This window comes from Halomonas smyrnensis AAD6 (assembly GCF_000265245.1).
In the GTDB taxonomy this organism is placed as follows: domain Bacteria; phylum Pseudomonadota; class Gammaproteobacteria; order Pseudomonadales; family Halomonadaceae; genus Halomonas; species Halomonas smyrnensis.
This window is the reverse complement of record NZ_AJKS02000006.1, coordinates 218,445-231,343: the sequence shown is the minus strand read 5'-3', so window position 1 is coordinate 231,343 and position 12,899 is coordinate 218,445. Positions and strand designations below refer to the sequence as shown.

General features: G+C 71.9%; 14 protein-coding genes. 10 read left to right on the top strand and 4 right to left on the bottom strand.

All coding sequences use genetic code 11. The features are described 5' to 3' along the window. Positions 1 to 6: 6 nt before the first annotated feature. Positions 7 to 900 (bottom strand): LysR family transcriptional regulator, encoded by an 894-nt coding sequence (locus tag UYS_RS0209400; RefSeq protein WP_016855257.1) that lies wholly within the window; start codon positions 898 to 900, stop codon positions 7 to 9. 115 nt (positions 901 to 1,015) lie between these two features. On the opposite strand from UYS_RS0209400, the gene UYS_RS0209395 reads away from it, so the two are divergent. From UYS_RS0209395 to UYS_RS0209365, 7 genes are all read left to right on the top strand, one after another. Further along, positions 1,016 to 1,432 carry a PACE efflux transporter gene (locus UYS_RS0209395; RefSeq protein ID WP_016855256.1) on the top strand — a complete coding sequence of 139 codons (417 nt, stop codon included), beginning with the start codon at positions 1,016 to 1,018 and terminating at the stop codon, positions 1,430 to 1,432. After that, on the top strand, positions 1,429 to 1,761 hold the full coding sequence (locus tag UYS_RS0209390) for a DMT family transporter (protein ID WP_152480091.1): 333 nt from the start codon (positions 1,429 to 1,431) through the stop codon (positions 1,759 to 1,761). Before UYS_RS0209395 ends, UYS_RS0209390 begins: the two co-directional genes overlap by 4 nt. A gap of 188 nt (positions 1,762 to 1,949) precedes the next feature. Next, on the top strand, positions 1,950 to 3,392 hold the full coding sequence (gene dacB, locus UYS_RS0209385) for a D-alanyl-D-alanine carboxypeptidase/D-alanyl-D-alanine endopeptidase (RefSeq protein WP_016855254.1): 1,443 nt from the start codon (positions 1,950 to 1,952) through the stop codon (positions 3,390 to 3,392). A gap of 84 nt (positions 3,393 to 3,476) precedes the next feature. Continuing rightward, entirely contained in the window at positions 3,477 to 3,848 is a 372-nt protein-coding gene (locus UYS_RS0209380; protein WP_016855253.1) for a diacylglycerol kinase, read from the top strand. 79 nt (positions 3,849 to 3,927) lie between these two features. Further along, on the top strand, positions 3,928 to 6,903 hold the full coding sequence (gene glnE / locus UYS_RS0209375; protein ID WP_016855252.1) for a bifunctional [glutamate--ammonia ligase]-adenylyl-L-tyrosine phosphorylase/[glutamate--ammonia-ligase] adenylyltransferase: 2,976 nt from the start codon (positions 3,928 to 3,930) through the stop codon (positions 6,901 to 6,903). 57 nt (positions 6,904 to 6,960) lie between these two features. Next, positions 6,961 to 7,395 carry a type II 3-dehydroquinate dehydratase gene (gene aroQ, locus UYS_RS0209370; RefSeq protein WP_016855251.1) on the top strand — a complete coding sequence of 145 codons (435 nt, stop codon included), beginning with the start codon at positions 6,961 to 6,963 and terminating at the stop codon, positions 7,393 to 7,395. Positions 7,396 to 7,581: 186 nt separating this feature from the next. Further along, the gene (locus tag UYS_RS0209365; RefSeq protein ID WP_016855250.1) at positions 7,582 to 8,385 is read left to right on the top strand and encodes an ion transporter; all 804 of its coding nucleotides are present in this window, start codon (positions 7,582 to 7,584) and stop codon (positions 8,383 to 8,385) included. On the opposite strand, the gene UYS_RS0209360 is transcribed toward UYS_RS0209365, so the two are convergent. Beyond that, on the bottom strand, positions 8,366 to 8,746 hold the full coding sequence (locus UYS_RS0209360; protein WP_026068449.1) for a hypothetical protein: 381 nt from the start codon (positions 8,744 to 8,746) through the stop codon (positions 8,366 to 8,368). The two genes, UYS_RS0209365 and UYS_RS0209360, sit on opposite strands and share 20 nt — an antisense overlap. Beyond that, on the bottom strand, positions 8,739 to 9,206 hold the full coding sequence (locus tag UYS_RS0209355; RefSeq protein WP_016855248.1) for a hypothetical protein: 468 nt from the start codon (positions 9,204 to 9,206) through the stop codon (positions 8,739 to 8,741). The genes UYS_RS0209360 and UYS_RS0209355 overlap by 8 nt, the downstream gene beginning before the upstream one ends. Positions 9,207 to 9,430: 224 nt before the next feature. Here UYS_RS0209355 and UYS_RS0209350 point away from each other — a divergent pair, with 224 nt between their 5' ends. Genes UYS_RS0209350 through UYS_RS19085 form a run of 3 tightly spaced genes read left to right on the top strand, consistent with a single transcriptional unit; the run spans position 9,431 to position 11,891 of the window. Beyond that, on the top strand, positions 9,431 to 9,799 hold the full coding sequence (locus tag UYS_RS0209350) for a PepSY domain-containing protein (protein WP_016855247.1): 369 nt from the start codon (positions 9,431 to 9,433) through the stop codon (positions 9,797 to 9,799). Continuing rightward, positions 9,796 to 10,470, top strand: a complete 675-nt coding sequence (locus tag UYS_RS0209345; protein ID WP_016855246.1) for a response regulator transcription factor — start codon at positions 9,796 to 9,798, stop codon at positions 10,468 to 10,470. Before UYS_RS0209350 ends, UYS_RS0209345 begins: the two co-directional genes overlap by 4 nt. Further along, entirely contained in the window at positions 10,467 to 11,891 is a 1,425-nt protein-coding gene (locus UYS_RS19085) for a sensor histidine kinase (protein ID WP_474995137.1), read from the top strand. The genes UYS_RS0209345 and UYS_RS19085 overlap by 4 nt, the downstream gene beginning before the upstream one ends. Here the strand turns inward: UYS_RS19085 and UYS_RS0209335 are convergent. Then, positions 11,852 to 12,853, bottom strand: coding sequence for an LLM class flavin-dependent oxidoreductase (locus tag UYS_RS0209335; RefSeq protein ID WP_016855245.1), 1,002 nt, complete (start codon positions 12,851 to 12,853; stop codon positions 11,852 to 11,854). The genes UYS_RS19085 and UYS_RS0209335 overlap by 40 nt on opposite strands. Between the last annotated feature and the right edge of the window lie 46 nt (positions 12,854 to 12,899).

Below are 12,899 nucleotides of genomic sequence, written 5' to 3'. Positions count from 1 at the left end.
GGCGGCTCAGCGGCTGCGGCGATCGCAGAACCTTTCGCTTAGCGTCTGCCGAAGCCAGCGGGCGATCGGCCCCTGGGCGGCGTCGCGACGCGAGACCGTCTCCACCTCGATGACCGGCAGGGTGCCCAGGGTCTCGTCCGACAGCGCGACCAGGTGCTCGCGAAACGGCGGGTAGCGGGCGATATGCTCGGGGACCATCGCCCAGCCCAGCCCGCGGGCGGCCAGCTCGCCGATCGAGTAGAAGCTGTTGAGGCGCCAGAACTGGGTGCCGAGTGGCGTCTCGTCGTCGCCCGTGGAGCGCGAGGCGATCAGCAGCTGGCGGTGGTCGGCCAGGTCGCCGAGGGAGGGCGCGCCCCGGCCGGCCAGGGGATGGTCACGGCCGGCCACCAGCGCCTGGCGCAGATGGGCGATCGGCACGCCCTCGAGCAGCGGGCCGCGGCCGAGGCGCCCGAGCAGGATGCCGAGATCGGCGGTGCGGTCCTCCACCCACCCGGCGATATCGCCCGGGGCGCCGTAGAGCAGGGTCAGCTGCAGGGCGGGGTAGTGATGGGCCAGGGCCTCGAGGGTCTCGTCCACCGGCGGCATCTCGACCAGCGCCTCGTCGATGGCCAGCACCAGCCGGGCCTCCTCGCCCTCGGCGATGGCCCGGGCGCGGGAATCCAGCCGCTGGCACTGGCGCAGCACCGCCCGGGCCTCGTGCAGCAGCGCCTCGCCGGCCTCGGTCAGGTGCGGCAGGCGGCCGTCGCGGTCGAAGAGCGTGCAGGCCAGGTCGACCTCCAGGTGGGCGATGGCGGTGCTCACCGCCGACTGGGCGCGGCCCAGGTGGCGGGCGGCGGCGGAGAAGGAGCCGCACTCGGCGCAGGCGACGAGCACCTCCAGCTGATCGAGGGTCCAGCGCATGGGTGACCTATCGGTTTTTCAGATGGAATCCAACTCGTATCCATCGCCATATTGGCGAGAATAGTCCGCCAGGTCGAGGCCGGCTGGCCTCGTGATGATATCTCGGGAGGTGACGATGCGCTCCTGGAAGGAACGTTTGACCCATACCACGCTGTTCGAGGCCGGCGGCCTGTTGATGGTGACGCCGCTGGCCAGCTGGCTGACCGGCCGTGACATGGGGGAGATCGGCGTGCTGGCCGCGGGGCTGGCCACCGCCGCCATGCTCTGGAACCTGGTCTGGAATCGCGCCTTCGATGCGCTGGTGCCGACCCGTCGCCGCAGCCTGGGACAGCGCTTCGCCCAGTCGTTCGGTTTCGAGCTGGGCCTGCTGGTGATGACCCTGCCGGCGGTCGCCTGGTGGATGGGCATCGGCCTCGTGGAGGCCTTCTGGCTGGATCTCGGCTTCATGCTGTTCTTCCTGGCCTATGCCATGGTCTTCAATACCCTGTTCGATCTCGTGATGCGCCGCCGGCTGGCGCGGGGAGGTGTCTGATGGCCTATCTGTATCTGGCACTGGCGATCGTCGCCGAGGTGGTGGCGACCAGCTCGCTGAAGGCGTCCCAGGAGTTCACCCGGCTGTGGCCGAGCGTGACCGTGGTGGTGGGCTACGTGCTGGCCTTCTACCTGCTGACCTTGGCGCTGCGCACCCTGCCGGTGGGCATCGCCTACGCCTTCTGGGCCGGGCTCGGCATCGTGCTGGTCACGCTGATCGGTGTGCTGGTCTACGGCGAGCGCCTGGATGTGCCGGCGGCGCTGGGCCTCGCCATGATCGTCGGCGGGGTGGTGATCATCCAGGCCTTCTCCGGGGTCTCCGCGCACTAGGGGGCATCAGGGGCGCGATGCCCCCCCATGGCCAAAAACCTTCTTCGCCCCGTCCCCGGTCTTCCTCCGTTTTCCGCCCCCTCTATCTTGCCGATCGGTGTCGGTCGGTCGAATCGCGCCCGGGGCACGGGTAGACTGCGGCCCTGCCGCGCTTTCTCCTGTGCCCTTCGATCTCACGGATGACGCCCATGCTGCCTCGCTGTCTCTCGCTCTGCCTGCTGTTGCTGCTGCCCCTGACCGCCCTGGGGCAGGGCTTCTCCCATCTCGAGGAACTGGCCGATGACGGCTTTCGCATCGGCGCCGAGGCGCGCCTGCTGGGCAACGGCGGGTCGGGCGAGACCCTGGGCAGCCTCTCGCCGGAGCGCCAGCTGTCGCCGGCCTCGGTGTCCAAGATCTACACCGCGGCGGCGGCGCTCGCGCGCTTCGGCCCCCAGCACCGCTTCACCACGCGGCTGCTCGGCAGCGCCGAGCCCGATGCCGAGGGCGTGCTGCAGGGCGATCTGATCCTCGACGGCGGCGGCGATCCGGCGCTGACCAGCGAGGACCTGTGGCGGCTGGTGCAGCGGCTGCATCAGGCCGGGGTGCGCCAGGTCAACGGGCGGCTGGTGGTCAGCCAGTGGCGCTTCGGCCCGGTGGCCTGCCTGACCACCGACCGCTGCGAGGGGCAGCGTCGCGTCGACAACGCCTACAGCGCGCTGCTCTCCTCGGCGGCGGTCAACTACGGCAACTGGTGCGTGACCGTGGCCCCGGCGCGCACCGCCGGCGCGCCGGCCCGGGTCACGCCCTGCGACGGCCAGGCCGACCTGGTGCGCATCGACAACCGCATCGAGACCCGACCGCCCGACAGCGGCACCGAGCTCTCGGCGCTGCGGGTGACCGACGGCGACGGCGACGTGATGCGGGTGTCCGGCCAGATCTCCACCAATGCCCGCCCGCGGGAGCTCTATCGCACCAGCTCGGACCCCGCCGAACAGGCGGGCCGCACCCTGATGGCGATGCTCGAGCAGGCCGGCATCGCGGTGGCCGGTGGCCACGTCACCACCACCCTGGAGCCGCCGGCCGGCGCCTCGCGCCTGGCCGCGGTGGACGGCAAGCCGCTGCAGGAGCTGCTGCTGCGCACGCTCAACTACTCCAACAACTTCATGGCCGACACCCTGACGCTGGACCTGGCCACGACGCCGCGCCCCTTGCTGAGCCAGGGCGGCGATGCCATCGAGGCCTTCGCCGGCGGCCTGCCGGGCCACGGCCCGCTGCGCCTGGACAGCGGCAGCGGCCTGACGCCGGAGAACCGCACCAGCGCCGCCGGGGTGAACGTGCTGCTCGAGCACATGTTCCGCCAGCCCTCGCTGTTCCCGAGCTTCGTCGCCGCCCTGCAGTCGCCGAGCAACGGCGTGATGCGCTTCATCCGTCGCGGCCCGGCGACCTTCCAGGACCACGTCATGCTCAAGACCGGCACCCTCAACCAGCCGGTGTCGGTGCGCGCCGCGGCCGGCTACTTCCGCACCCGCTCCGGGCGCTGGGGCGTGTTCAGCGTGCTGGTCAACGGCACCGGCTCGACGCCCTACCTGAGCTGGTCCCAGGTGCTGGACCGGTTGTCGGTGGATCTCGCGGCGATGATCGAGGCGCATTGAGCCGCGCCGGCGTCGACGTAACAATTGCCCAACATGGCTCTGCTACTATCGGCGTTCCACGCCGAACGCTGATGGATGCTATCGATGAAACCCGGACACACCGGCTGGCGCCACCTGGTGCACTCCACCCGCTATTCCCTCAAGGGCCTCGGGGCGGCCTACCGCCACGAGGCCGCCTTCCGTCAGGAGCTCGGCCTGTGCCTGGTGATGGTGCCGCTGGCCGTGTGGCTGGGCCGCGAGCCGGTGGAGTGGATCCTGCTGATCGGCAGCTGCCTGCTGGTGCTGATCGTCGAGCTGCTCAACAGCGCCATCGAGAACGTGGTCGACCGCATCGGCCCGGAGCGCCACCGGCTCTCGGGGCGGGCCAAGGACATCGGCTCGGCGGCGGTGATGATCTCGCTGATGACCGTCGGGCTGACCTGGGGGCTGATCGCCTGGGATCGCTTCCTGGGCTGAGGCGGGCGGGCGCCGGCTAGTGCGTGGCGCCCCGGCTTGGGTATCCTGAGGGCATCGATCAACCGGATGCGAGACGCCCATGGCCCTGCCCGACGACTTCCTGCCGCTGGATGCCATCCCCGAGCCGCTGGCGGCCCCGCTGCAACACGCCCGGGAGCGCCTGGCCACGGCCCTCGAGCAGGCCGACAACCTGGCCGACATGCGCCAGCAGGAGGGCCCCGGCGAGAGCTGGGCGGCGCTGGCGCCGCAGCGCCGCGAGCAGCTGGCGCGGGTGCTGGCGGTGTCGGAGTTCGTCGCCGAGACGCTGATCCGCCATCCCGACTGGCTGCCCCGGCTCGATGCGCTGGGCGAGCTGGACGCCGCGCCGGACGCCGATGCCCTGAGCGAGGCCCTCGCCGAGCGGCTGGAGAGCGCCGAGGACGAGGCGGCCATGCACGCCGCGGTGCGCCGCTTCCGCCAGGCGCGCATGCTGGGCATCGTGTGGCGCGACCTGACCCGTCCCCCGGGCATCGACATGTGGGCCACCGCGGCCGCCGTCACCCGGCTCGCCGAGACCTGCCTGGAGCAGGCGCTGAGCTGGCTCGAGCGCCACTTCGAGGCGCGCTGGGGGCGCCCCGGGCCGCGCGCCGACGGCGGTGAGCAGCGCCTGGTGGTGCTCGGCATGGGCAAGCTCGGCGCCGGCGAGCTCAACCTCTCCTCCGACATCGACCTGATCTTCGCCTTTCCCGAGAAGGGCGAGACGGTGGGCGGGCGCAAGGCGCTCGAGCACCAGGAATACTTCACCAAGATCGGCCAGAAGCTGATCGGCGCGCTGGACGCGGTGACCGCCGACGGCTTCGCCTTCCGCGTCGACATGCGCCTGCGCCCGCTGGGCGACGGCGGCCCGCTGGTCGGCAACTTCGCCTCGCTTGCGAGCTACTACCAGGACCAGGGCCGCGAGTGGGAGCGCTATGCCATGCTCAAGGCGCGCCCGGTGGCCGGCGACCTCGAGGCCGGCGCCGAGCTGCTGGCGAGCATCCGGCCCTTCGTCTATCGCCGCTACCTGGACTTCGGCGCCATCGAGTCGCTGCGCGAGCTCAAGGCGATGATCAACCGCGAGGTGCGCCGCCGCGGCATGCAGGACAACATCAAGCTCGGCCCCGGCGGCATCCGCGAAGTGGAGTTCGTGGTCCAGGCCTTCCAGCTGATCCGCGGCGGCCGCGACACCGAGCTGCAGGTCACCTCGCTGAAGACGGCGCTTGAACGCCTGCCGGACCTGGGCCTGCTGCCCTCTGCGGTGGTCGACGAGCTGATCCCCGACTACGCCTTCCTGCGCGACCTCGAGCACGCCATCCAGGCGCTGGAGGATCGCCAGACCCAGACCCTGCCGGCCGAGGAGATCGCCCGCGAGCGGGTGGCCCTGGCGCTGGACATGGAGGACTGGCCGGCGCTGACGGCGCGGCTCGACGAGGTGCGCGATCGGGTCCGCCGCCACTTCGACGCGGTGATCGCCGACCCCGAGGACGCCGACGAGGATGCCTCTGCCCCGGCGGGAGGCCGCGAGCGCGAGGAGTGGCGGGCGCTGTGGCGCGGCGAGCCCGGCGAGGAGGAGGCCGAGGCGCGCCTCCGCGAGGCCGGCTTCACCGATCCGGCCGCCGCCTGCCGGCGGCTGCGCGCGCTGCGCGACTCGCGCCAGGTGCAGGCGATGCAGCGCATCGGCTACGAGCGCCTGGAGGCGCTGATGCCGCTGCTGCTCGACGCCGCCGCGGAGAGCGAGGCGCCCGACGTGGCCCTGCAGCGGGTGCTGCCGCTGGTCGAGTCGGTGCTGCGGCGCACCGCCTACCTGGCGCTGCTGCGCGAGAACCCCGAGGCGCTGGAGCACCTGATGCGCCTGTGCAGCGCCAGCCCCTGGATCGCCGAGCAGCTGGCCCGCCATCCGATCCTGCTCGACGAGCTGCTGACCCCGGACACCCTCTACACTCCGGCCGACAAGGCGCGGCTGGCCGACGAGCTGCGCCAGGCCCTGGGGCGGATTCCCGAGGGCGACGAGGAGGCCGAGCTCGAGGCGCTGCGCGTGTTCAAGCACGCCCAGGTGCTGCACGTGGCGGCCTCCGACATCGTCGGCACCCGGCACCTGATGAAGGTCAGCGACTATCTGACCTACATCGCCGAGGTGATCCTCGAGACGGTGCTGGCCATGGCCTGGAAGCACCTGACCCGCAAGCACGGCTTCCCGCTGCGCCGCGACGGCGAGCGCTGCGGCCAGGCGCCGGAGTTCCTGATCATCGGTTACGGCAAGCTCGGCGGCATCGAGCTCGGCTACGGCTCCGACCTGGACCTGGTGTTCCTCCACGATGGCGCCACCCGCGGCAGCACCGACGGCGACCGGCCGATCGACAACGCGGTGTTCTTCACCCGCCTCGGCCAGCGCATCATCCACCTGCTCACCGCGGTGACCCCGGCCGGCAGCCTCTACGAGGTCGACATGCGCCTGCGGCCCTCGGGCAACGCCGGGCTCCTGGTGTCGAGCCTCGACGCCTTCGCCGACTACCAGCGCCGCGAGGCCTGGACCTGGGAGCACCAGGCGCTGGTGCGCGCCCGGGTGGTCGCCGGCCACGACACCCTGGCCGAGGGCTTCGACGCCGTGCGCGGCGAGATCCTCGGCCGCGAGCGCGACGTCGAGGCGCTGCGCGAGGAGGTGGTGGCGATGCGCCACAAGATGCGCAAGCACCTGGCGAGCCAGGGCGAGGGCGACGACTTCGACCTCAAGCAGGATCCGGGCGGCATGGTCGACATCGAGTTCCTGTGCCAGTACGCGGTGCTGGCGATGGCCCACGACAGCCCGGCGCTGCTGCAGTGGAGCGACAACATGCGCATCCTCGAGACCCTGGAGCAGTGCGGCCGGCTGCCCGCCGAGGACGGCGAGCGCCTGCGCGAGGCCTACCTGGCCTGCCGCACCGCGGCCCACCGCGCGGCGCTGACCGGCGATCCCGCCCGCGGCGACAACGCCGATTTCGCCGCGCATCGCCAGGCCGTGATCGCGGTCTGGCGGCGGCTGCTCGAGCCGGCGGCCTGACATCGCGCTCCTCCGCCCTTCAATGTTCAAGAACGTGACCACAAGGAAGCCATCACGATGCACAAGGTCCTGGTCCTGCACGGCCCCAACCTCAACCTGCTGGGCACCCGCCAGCCCGAGATCTACGGTCGCGAGACCCTGGCGGACATCGACGACGCCCTGCGCGCCAAGGCCGCCGATCACGGCTGGGCGATCGAGTGCCGTCAGAGCAATCACGAGGGCGAGCTGATCGATGCCATCCATGCCGCCCGCCTGGACGGTACCGGGGCGATCATCATCAACCCGGCGGCCTACACGCACACCTCGGTGGCGATTCTCGACGCCCTGAACGCCTTCGACGGCCGGGTGATCGAGGTGCATCTGTCCAACGTGCACAAGCGCGAGAGCTTCCGCCATCATTCCTATGTCTCGCTGCGCGCCGACGGCGTGATCGCCGGACTCGGCAGCCGCGGCTACCATGCCGCGCTTGAAGCGGTGATGGGGGGCGGCTGACCTGGCGTCGGCGACGGCGCAGCCCGTGCCGAGGTAAACCACGCGTGGGAGGCGGTGTCGTCGAGGCCGAAGCGCGGGCAGGTGCCGATCGGCCTGCGGGACGAGGGGCGGGGCCTGCAGGGCGACAAGCGGGCGCCGGGGGCGTAAGGTGCGAAGGCTCGTGCCACGTACGCTGACCGCCCCGCCATGAACGATCGCCTCACGCCCTTTCAGCTGCTGATCCTGATCCTGTCCTTCTACGTGCTCGGCGCCCTGGCCGTGGACGTGCTCTTCGACCTGCGGCCCGAGGTCTCGCGGCTGCTGCACTATCTCGACCTGGTGGCCTGCCTGTTCTTCTTCGCCGACTTCTGCGTGCGCTTCCGGGCCGCCCCGAACAAGTGGCGCTTCATGCGCTGGGGCTGGATCGACCTGGTGGCGAGCATCCCGGCGGGGCTGCTGTTCGCCGGTCGCCTGGTGCGGGTGGTGCAGGTGATCCGCCTGCTGCGGGCGATCAAGTCGCTGCACATGATCTGGCGGCTCTTGTTCCGCAATCGCGCCGAGGGCATCTTCGCCTCGGCCGCCACCGCGACCCTGCTGCTGGTGGCCTTCGGCTCGGTGACCATCCTGCTGGTCGAGGGGCCCAATCCCGAGAGCGCCATCGACACCGCCGAGGAGGCGCTATGGTGGGCCTTCGTGACCGTGACCACGGTGGGCTACGGGGACTTCTTCCCGGTCACCACCCTGGGGCGGATGGTGGCGGTGGCGCTGATGATCGCCGGGGTGGGGCTGTTCGGCAGCTTCGCCGCCTACGTCGGCTCGCTGTTCGTCGATGATCAGGAGAGCGAGCAGTCGCGGCTGCACCGGGCCAATCGCGACCTGATCCGTGACCTGCACGGCGAGGTGCGCGCCCTGCGCGAGGAGGTGGGCGCGCTGCGCGGTGAGCTGGCTCGCCGGGACGGAGAAACGGCCGGCGACGAGCGCCGTCGGGGCCCTAGCGCTCGTCGTCCTTGACCACGTAATCGCCTTCCAGGGTGTCATGCCCGACGTTACGGCCCCGGCGCGCCTCGCGCTCCCGGGACGGGGCCTCGCGATGGGCGCCGCCGCCCACGTCCTCGGCCTGCTCGGCGCGCATCTGCTCCATGCGCTTCTTCATGCGGTGGCGCAGGAACGGCAGCATCAGCCAGCCGACCAGCAGGAACACCAGGCCGAGCAGGGTGCCGACGATCATCATGGCGCCGAACAGCAGCCAGGTGAGCACCAGCCGGGGGCCGCTCATGCCCCCGGTCGGGCGCGCCTGGCGCGCCCGTTCCCGCCATTGGCGGGCCGCCATCCAGGCGGCGTTGTGGTCTTGCCCTTGGCGTCGATCAGTCATGTTCCACTCCCGTGACCTTCAGGTCGTGATCGAGTGTGAGTTCGAGCTCGCGGCCGTCGCCGTCGAGGCCTTCGACTTCGATATCGTCGACGCCATCGACATCGAGGGTGGAGAATCGCTGCAGGCCGTTGCGGTGCGCATTGGCCAGCGCCTGGCGCAGCTGGTCGCCGGTGAGGCTCCAGTCGGGGATCTGGCTGCGGGCCTGGGCCTCGTGAAGCAGCGTACCATCCTCGACCCGCATGTCGACCTCGAGCTCCCAGCCGTCGTCGCGCCAGCCCTCGAGCTCCAGGCGCTGGTCGTCGTCGAGGTCGAGCTCGGCATAGTGGCTGAAGCCGTAGGCGTCGGCGCCGTCGAGCAGGCGCATCAGATCATCCTGGCTCAGGCCGCCGCCATCGGCCAGGGCGGTGCCGGTCATGCCGGCCAGGGTCAGGGGGGCGATCCAGTGAGTGAGCGTCTTCATCGTGGCTCTCCTTGTCGTGTGGCGTCGGGGTGAGGCCTCGAGTGCGGCCTCGTGATGTCGTTATCGCACCGGTCGTCTTGCCGTGGGCTGACGCCGCCGTTCACGTTCGGTTCACGTCGCGGCCCGGCGGGCGAGGCGTTCCCTCGGCCTGCCTGGGCGCGGCTGTCGGTCCGCTGGCGGCGGCGTTAATGGTGCATTCATGCGCCGTCTGGCACTCTGCCGCCATGAACACGTTTTCAAGATGGCGGCGGCCCCGCCGGCTGGCCGGGGCGCTCGCCGCGAGCCTGCTGGTCGCCGCCCTGGGCGGGCCGATGATCGGCGCCCAGGGCGATGACGACGAGCAATGGCAGGCGCTGCACGAGGCGGTGCACAGCGGGCGCATCGTGCCCCTGACCGAGGTGCTCGACTGGCTCGAGGCGCGCTATCGCGGCCAGGTGCTGGAGATCGAGCTGGATCACGAGGACGGCGAGCGCCGCTACGAGATCGAGATGCTCGGCCCCCAGGGGCAGGTGGTGGAGTTCGAGTTCGATGCCGAGGACGGACGGCTGATGGAGATCGAGGGAGTGAACATCGAGGGCATGCGACGCCAATGAAGGTACTGCTGATCGAGGATGATCGGGCGCTGGCCGAGGCGCTCTCCGAGGCGCTATCCGAGGCCGGGCTGCTGGTGGAGGCCGCCGGCACCGGCGGCGAGGGCGACTACCTGCTGCGCACCGAGCGCTACGACGCCGTGGTGCTCGACCTGGGGCTGCCCGACGGCGACGGCACCCGCTGGCTGGCCCAGTGGCGCGACGACGGCATCGCCCTGCCGGTGCTGGTGCTGACCGCCCGCGAGCGCTGGTCCGACAAGGCCGCCGGCTTCTCCGCCGGGGCCGACGACTACGTCACCAAGCCGTTCGAGACCGCCGAGGTGCTGTTCCGCCTGCATGCCCTGGTGCGGCGCAGCCACGGCCACGCCCACCCGGTGCTCTGTGCCGGCGCGCTGTCCTACGACACCCACACCGGCAGCGTGACCCTGGCCGGGCGGCCGGTCTCGCTGACCGCCCAGGAATCGCGGCTGCTGGCCTATCTGATGCACGCCACGCCGCGGGTGGTCAGCCGCAGCGAGCTGGCCGAGCACGTCTACGACCGCGACCACGAGCCCGACTCCAACGTCATCGACGTGCAGATCAGCCGGCTGCGGCGCAAGCTCGGCGGCGAGCGCATCGAGACCCGCCGCGGCCAGGGCTATCGCCTGGTGGCGCCGGAGGACGAGCCGACGTGATCCCGACCCGCTGGAGCCTGGCGCGTCGACTGCTGCTGGCCGCCGGGGTGCTGGTGCTGGTGGTGCTGCCGCTGGCCGGGGGCGGGCTCGCCTATACCTTCCGCCAGACCGTCACCGCCTCCTTCGACGAGCGCCTGGACTCGATGCTGCGCGTGCTGCTGGCCTCGGTGGAGCGCGAGCCGCTGAGCGGCCGGCTGAGGGTGGCGCCGGCGCTGGGCGACGCGCGCTTCGAGCGAGTGTTCTCCGGCTGGTACTGGCAGGTCGGCGACGGCCAGGGCACGACCCGCATCTCGCGCTCGCTGTGGGACCAGCGGCTGCCGCTGAGCGGGAGCGGCGAGGGCGTGACCCGTCGCGACATCAGCGGGCCGCGGGGCGAGCCGCTTCGGCTGATCGAGCGCCGCATCCGGCTGGCCAACGATCCGCGCCCGCTGCGGGTCGGGCTGGCGGTGTCGCGTCAGGAGCTCGATGACGAGGTGGCGCGCTTCGAATGGCTGCTGTGGCTGTCGCTGCTGACGCTGGGCGTGCTGCTGCTGGGCGGACTGGCGGCGCAGATCCGCTGGGGACTGGCGCCGCTGCGCCGCCTGCACGCCGATCTGCGCGAGGTGGAGGCCGGCCGCGAGGCGCGCCTCGGTACCCGCCTGCCGGCGGAGCTGGCCGAGCTGGCCGGGGCCATGAACGAGGTGCTGGCCCGCGATCGCCGGCTGATCGAGCGCGGTCGCGCCGCCGCCGGCAACCTGGCCCACGCCCTCAAGACGCCGATCAGCGTGCTGGGCACCCTGGCCGGTCGCCATCCCGAGCCGGAGCGCATCCGCGCCGAACTGACCCGGCTCGACGAGGCGGTGCGCCACCATCTGGCCCGCGCCTCGGCCGCCGGCGGCGCCTCGCTGGCCGGGCGCGTGCGGGCCGACGAGGCGCTGGCGCCGGTGATCGACGGCCTGGGGCGGCTGGCCGAGCGGCGCGGCATCGTGCTGGACGCCGAGCTCGAGGATGCCCTGTCGCTGAGGGTGGACGCCCAGGATCTGCAGGAAATGGTCGGCAACCTGCTCGAGAACGCCCTGAACTGGGCGCAGGGGCGGGTGACGCTGCGGGTCGCCGGCGAGGCCGGTGAGGCCCGCCTCGGATATCGAGGACGACGGCCCGGGGATGAGCCCCGAGCAGCGCGAGGCCGCGCTGGCACGGGGCGCGCGGCTCGACGAGCGGCGCTCGGGCAGCGGCCTGGGCCTGGCCATCGTCGAGGACCTGATGGCGCTCTACGGCGGCCGGCTGACCCTCGAGGCGGCGCCGCTGGGCGGGCTGGCGGCGCGCATCCGGCTGCCGCTCGGCGGGCCGGCGTAGGCCGCCGGCCCGGCTCCCTTTCCGTCGTTTCTCCGTCTCTTGTCCGTCAGTCGCCGGCCTGCCACAGGTCGGCGACGATCTCGTAGCTGCGCAGCCGATCCTCGAGGCTGTAGACGTCGGTGTGCAGCATCAGCTCGTCGGCGCCGGTGGCCTCGAGGAAGGCCTCCAGGCCCTCGCGCACGGTCTCCGGGCCGCCGATCACCGCCGCGCCCAGGAACTGCTCGACCTGGGACTGCTCCAGCGGCGACCAGTCCAGGTGCTCCGTCGGCGGCTGGGCCAGGATGCGCTGGCCGCGCACCAGGCCGAGGAACTTCTGACGCGCGGTGCTGGCCAGGTACTCGGCCTGCAGGTCGCTGTCGGCGGCGATCACCGGCAGGCCGACCATGGCGTAGGGCTCGTCGAGCAGCGCCGAGGGCCGGAAGTTGTCGCGATAGACCCGGAGCGCCTCGTGCAGCCGGGCCGGCGCGAACTGGGCGGCGAAGGCGAAGGGCAGGCCCTCGCGGCCGGCCAGCCGCGCGCTGTAGTCGCTGGAGCCCAGCAGCCACAGCGGCACCCGAGTGCCCTGGCCGGGCACCGCGCGCACCCGCTGGCCGGGGCGCTCGTCGTCGAGATAGCCCTTGAGCTCCTCGAGGCGCTGGGGGAAGTCGTCGACGCCGGCGAAGGCGTCGCGGCGCAGGGCGGCCATGGTCGCGGCGTCGGCGCCCGGGGCGCGGCCCAGGCCCAGGTCGATGCGGCCAGGATAGAGCGTTTCCAGGGTGCCGAACTGCTCGGCGATCACCAGCGGCGGATGGTTGGGCAGCATGATGCCGCCGCTGCCGACGCGGATGCGCGAGGTCTGGCCGGCGACGTGGCCGATCAGCACCGAGGTGGCGGCGCTGGCGATGCCGTCGATGCTGTGGTGCTCGGCCAGCCAGAAGCGCTCGAAGCCGCGGCGCTCGGCCAGCCGGGCCAGGGTGACGCTGTCGTCGAAGGTCTCGGCGGCGCTGCCGCCCTGGCGGATCGGGGCGAGGTCGAGCACCGAGAGCGGAATCTCGTTGAGGCGGGGCATGGGGGCTCCAGTCATTAGCTTGCTCAAGGTTATATGGGGACGACCG

Excerpts from the sequence above, each read along its gene's own strand:
- UYS_RS0209355 (WP_016855248.1), bottom strand. The coding sequence starts at position 9,206 with ATGAAGACGCTCACTCACTGGATCGCCCCCCTGACCCTGGCCGGCATG.
- UYS_RS0209335 (WP_016855245.1), bottom strand. The coding sequence starts at position 12,853 with ATGCCCCGCCTCAACGAGATTCCGCTCTCGGTGCTCGACCTCGCCCCG.
- UYS_RS0209350 (WP_016855247.1), top strand. The coding sequence starts at position 9,431 with ATGAACACGTTTTCAAGATGGCGGCGGCCCCGCCGGCTGGCCGGGGCG.
- UYS_RS0209365 (WP_016855250.1), top strand. The coding sequence starts at position 7,582 with ATGAACGATCGCCTCACGCCCTTTCAGCTGCTGATCCTGATCCTGTCC.
- glnE (WP_016855252.1), top strand. The coding sequence starts at position 3,928 with ATGGCCCTGCCCGACGACTTCCTGCCGCTGGATGCCATCCCCGAGCCG.
- UYS_RS0209360 (WP_026068449.1), bottom strand. The coding sequence starts at position 8,746 with ATGACTGATCGACGCCAAGGGCAAGACCACAACGCCGCCTGGATGGCG.
- UYS_RS0209400 (WP_016855257.1), bottom strand. The coding sequence starts at position 900 with ATGCGCTGGACCCTCGATCAGCTGGAGGTGCTCGTCGCCTGCGCCGAG.
- UYS_RS0209380 (WP_016855253.1), top strand. The coding sequence starts at position 3,477 with ATGAAACCCGGACACACCGGCTGGCGCCACCTGGTGCACTCCACCCGC.
- dacB (WP_016855254.1), top strand. The coding sequence starts at position 1,950 with ATGCTGCCTCGCTGTCTCTCGCTCTGCCTGCTGTTGCTGCTGCCCCTG.
- UYS_RS0209345 (WP_016855246.1), top strand. The coding sequence starts at position 9,796 with ATGAAGGTACTGCTGATCGAGGATGATCGGGCGCTGGCCGAGGCGCTC.
- UYS_RS0209395 (WP_016855256.1), top strand. The coding sequence starts at position 1,016 with ATGCGCTCCTGGAAGGAACGTTTGACCCATACCACGCTGTTCGAGGCC.
- aroQ (WP_016855251.1), top strand. The coding sequence starts at position 6,961 with ATGCACAAGGTCCTGGTCCTGCACGGCCCCAACCTCAACCTGCTGGGC.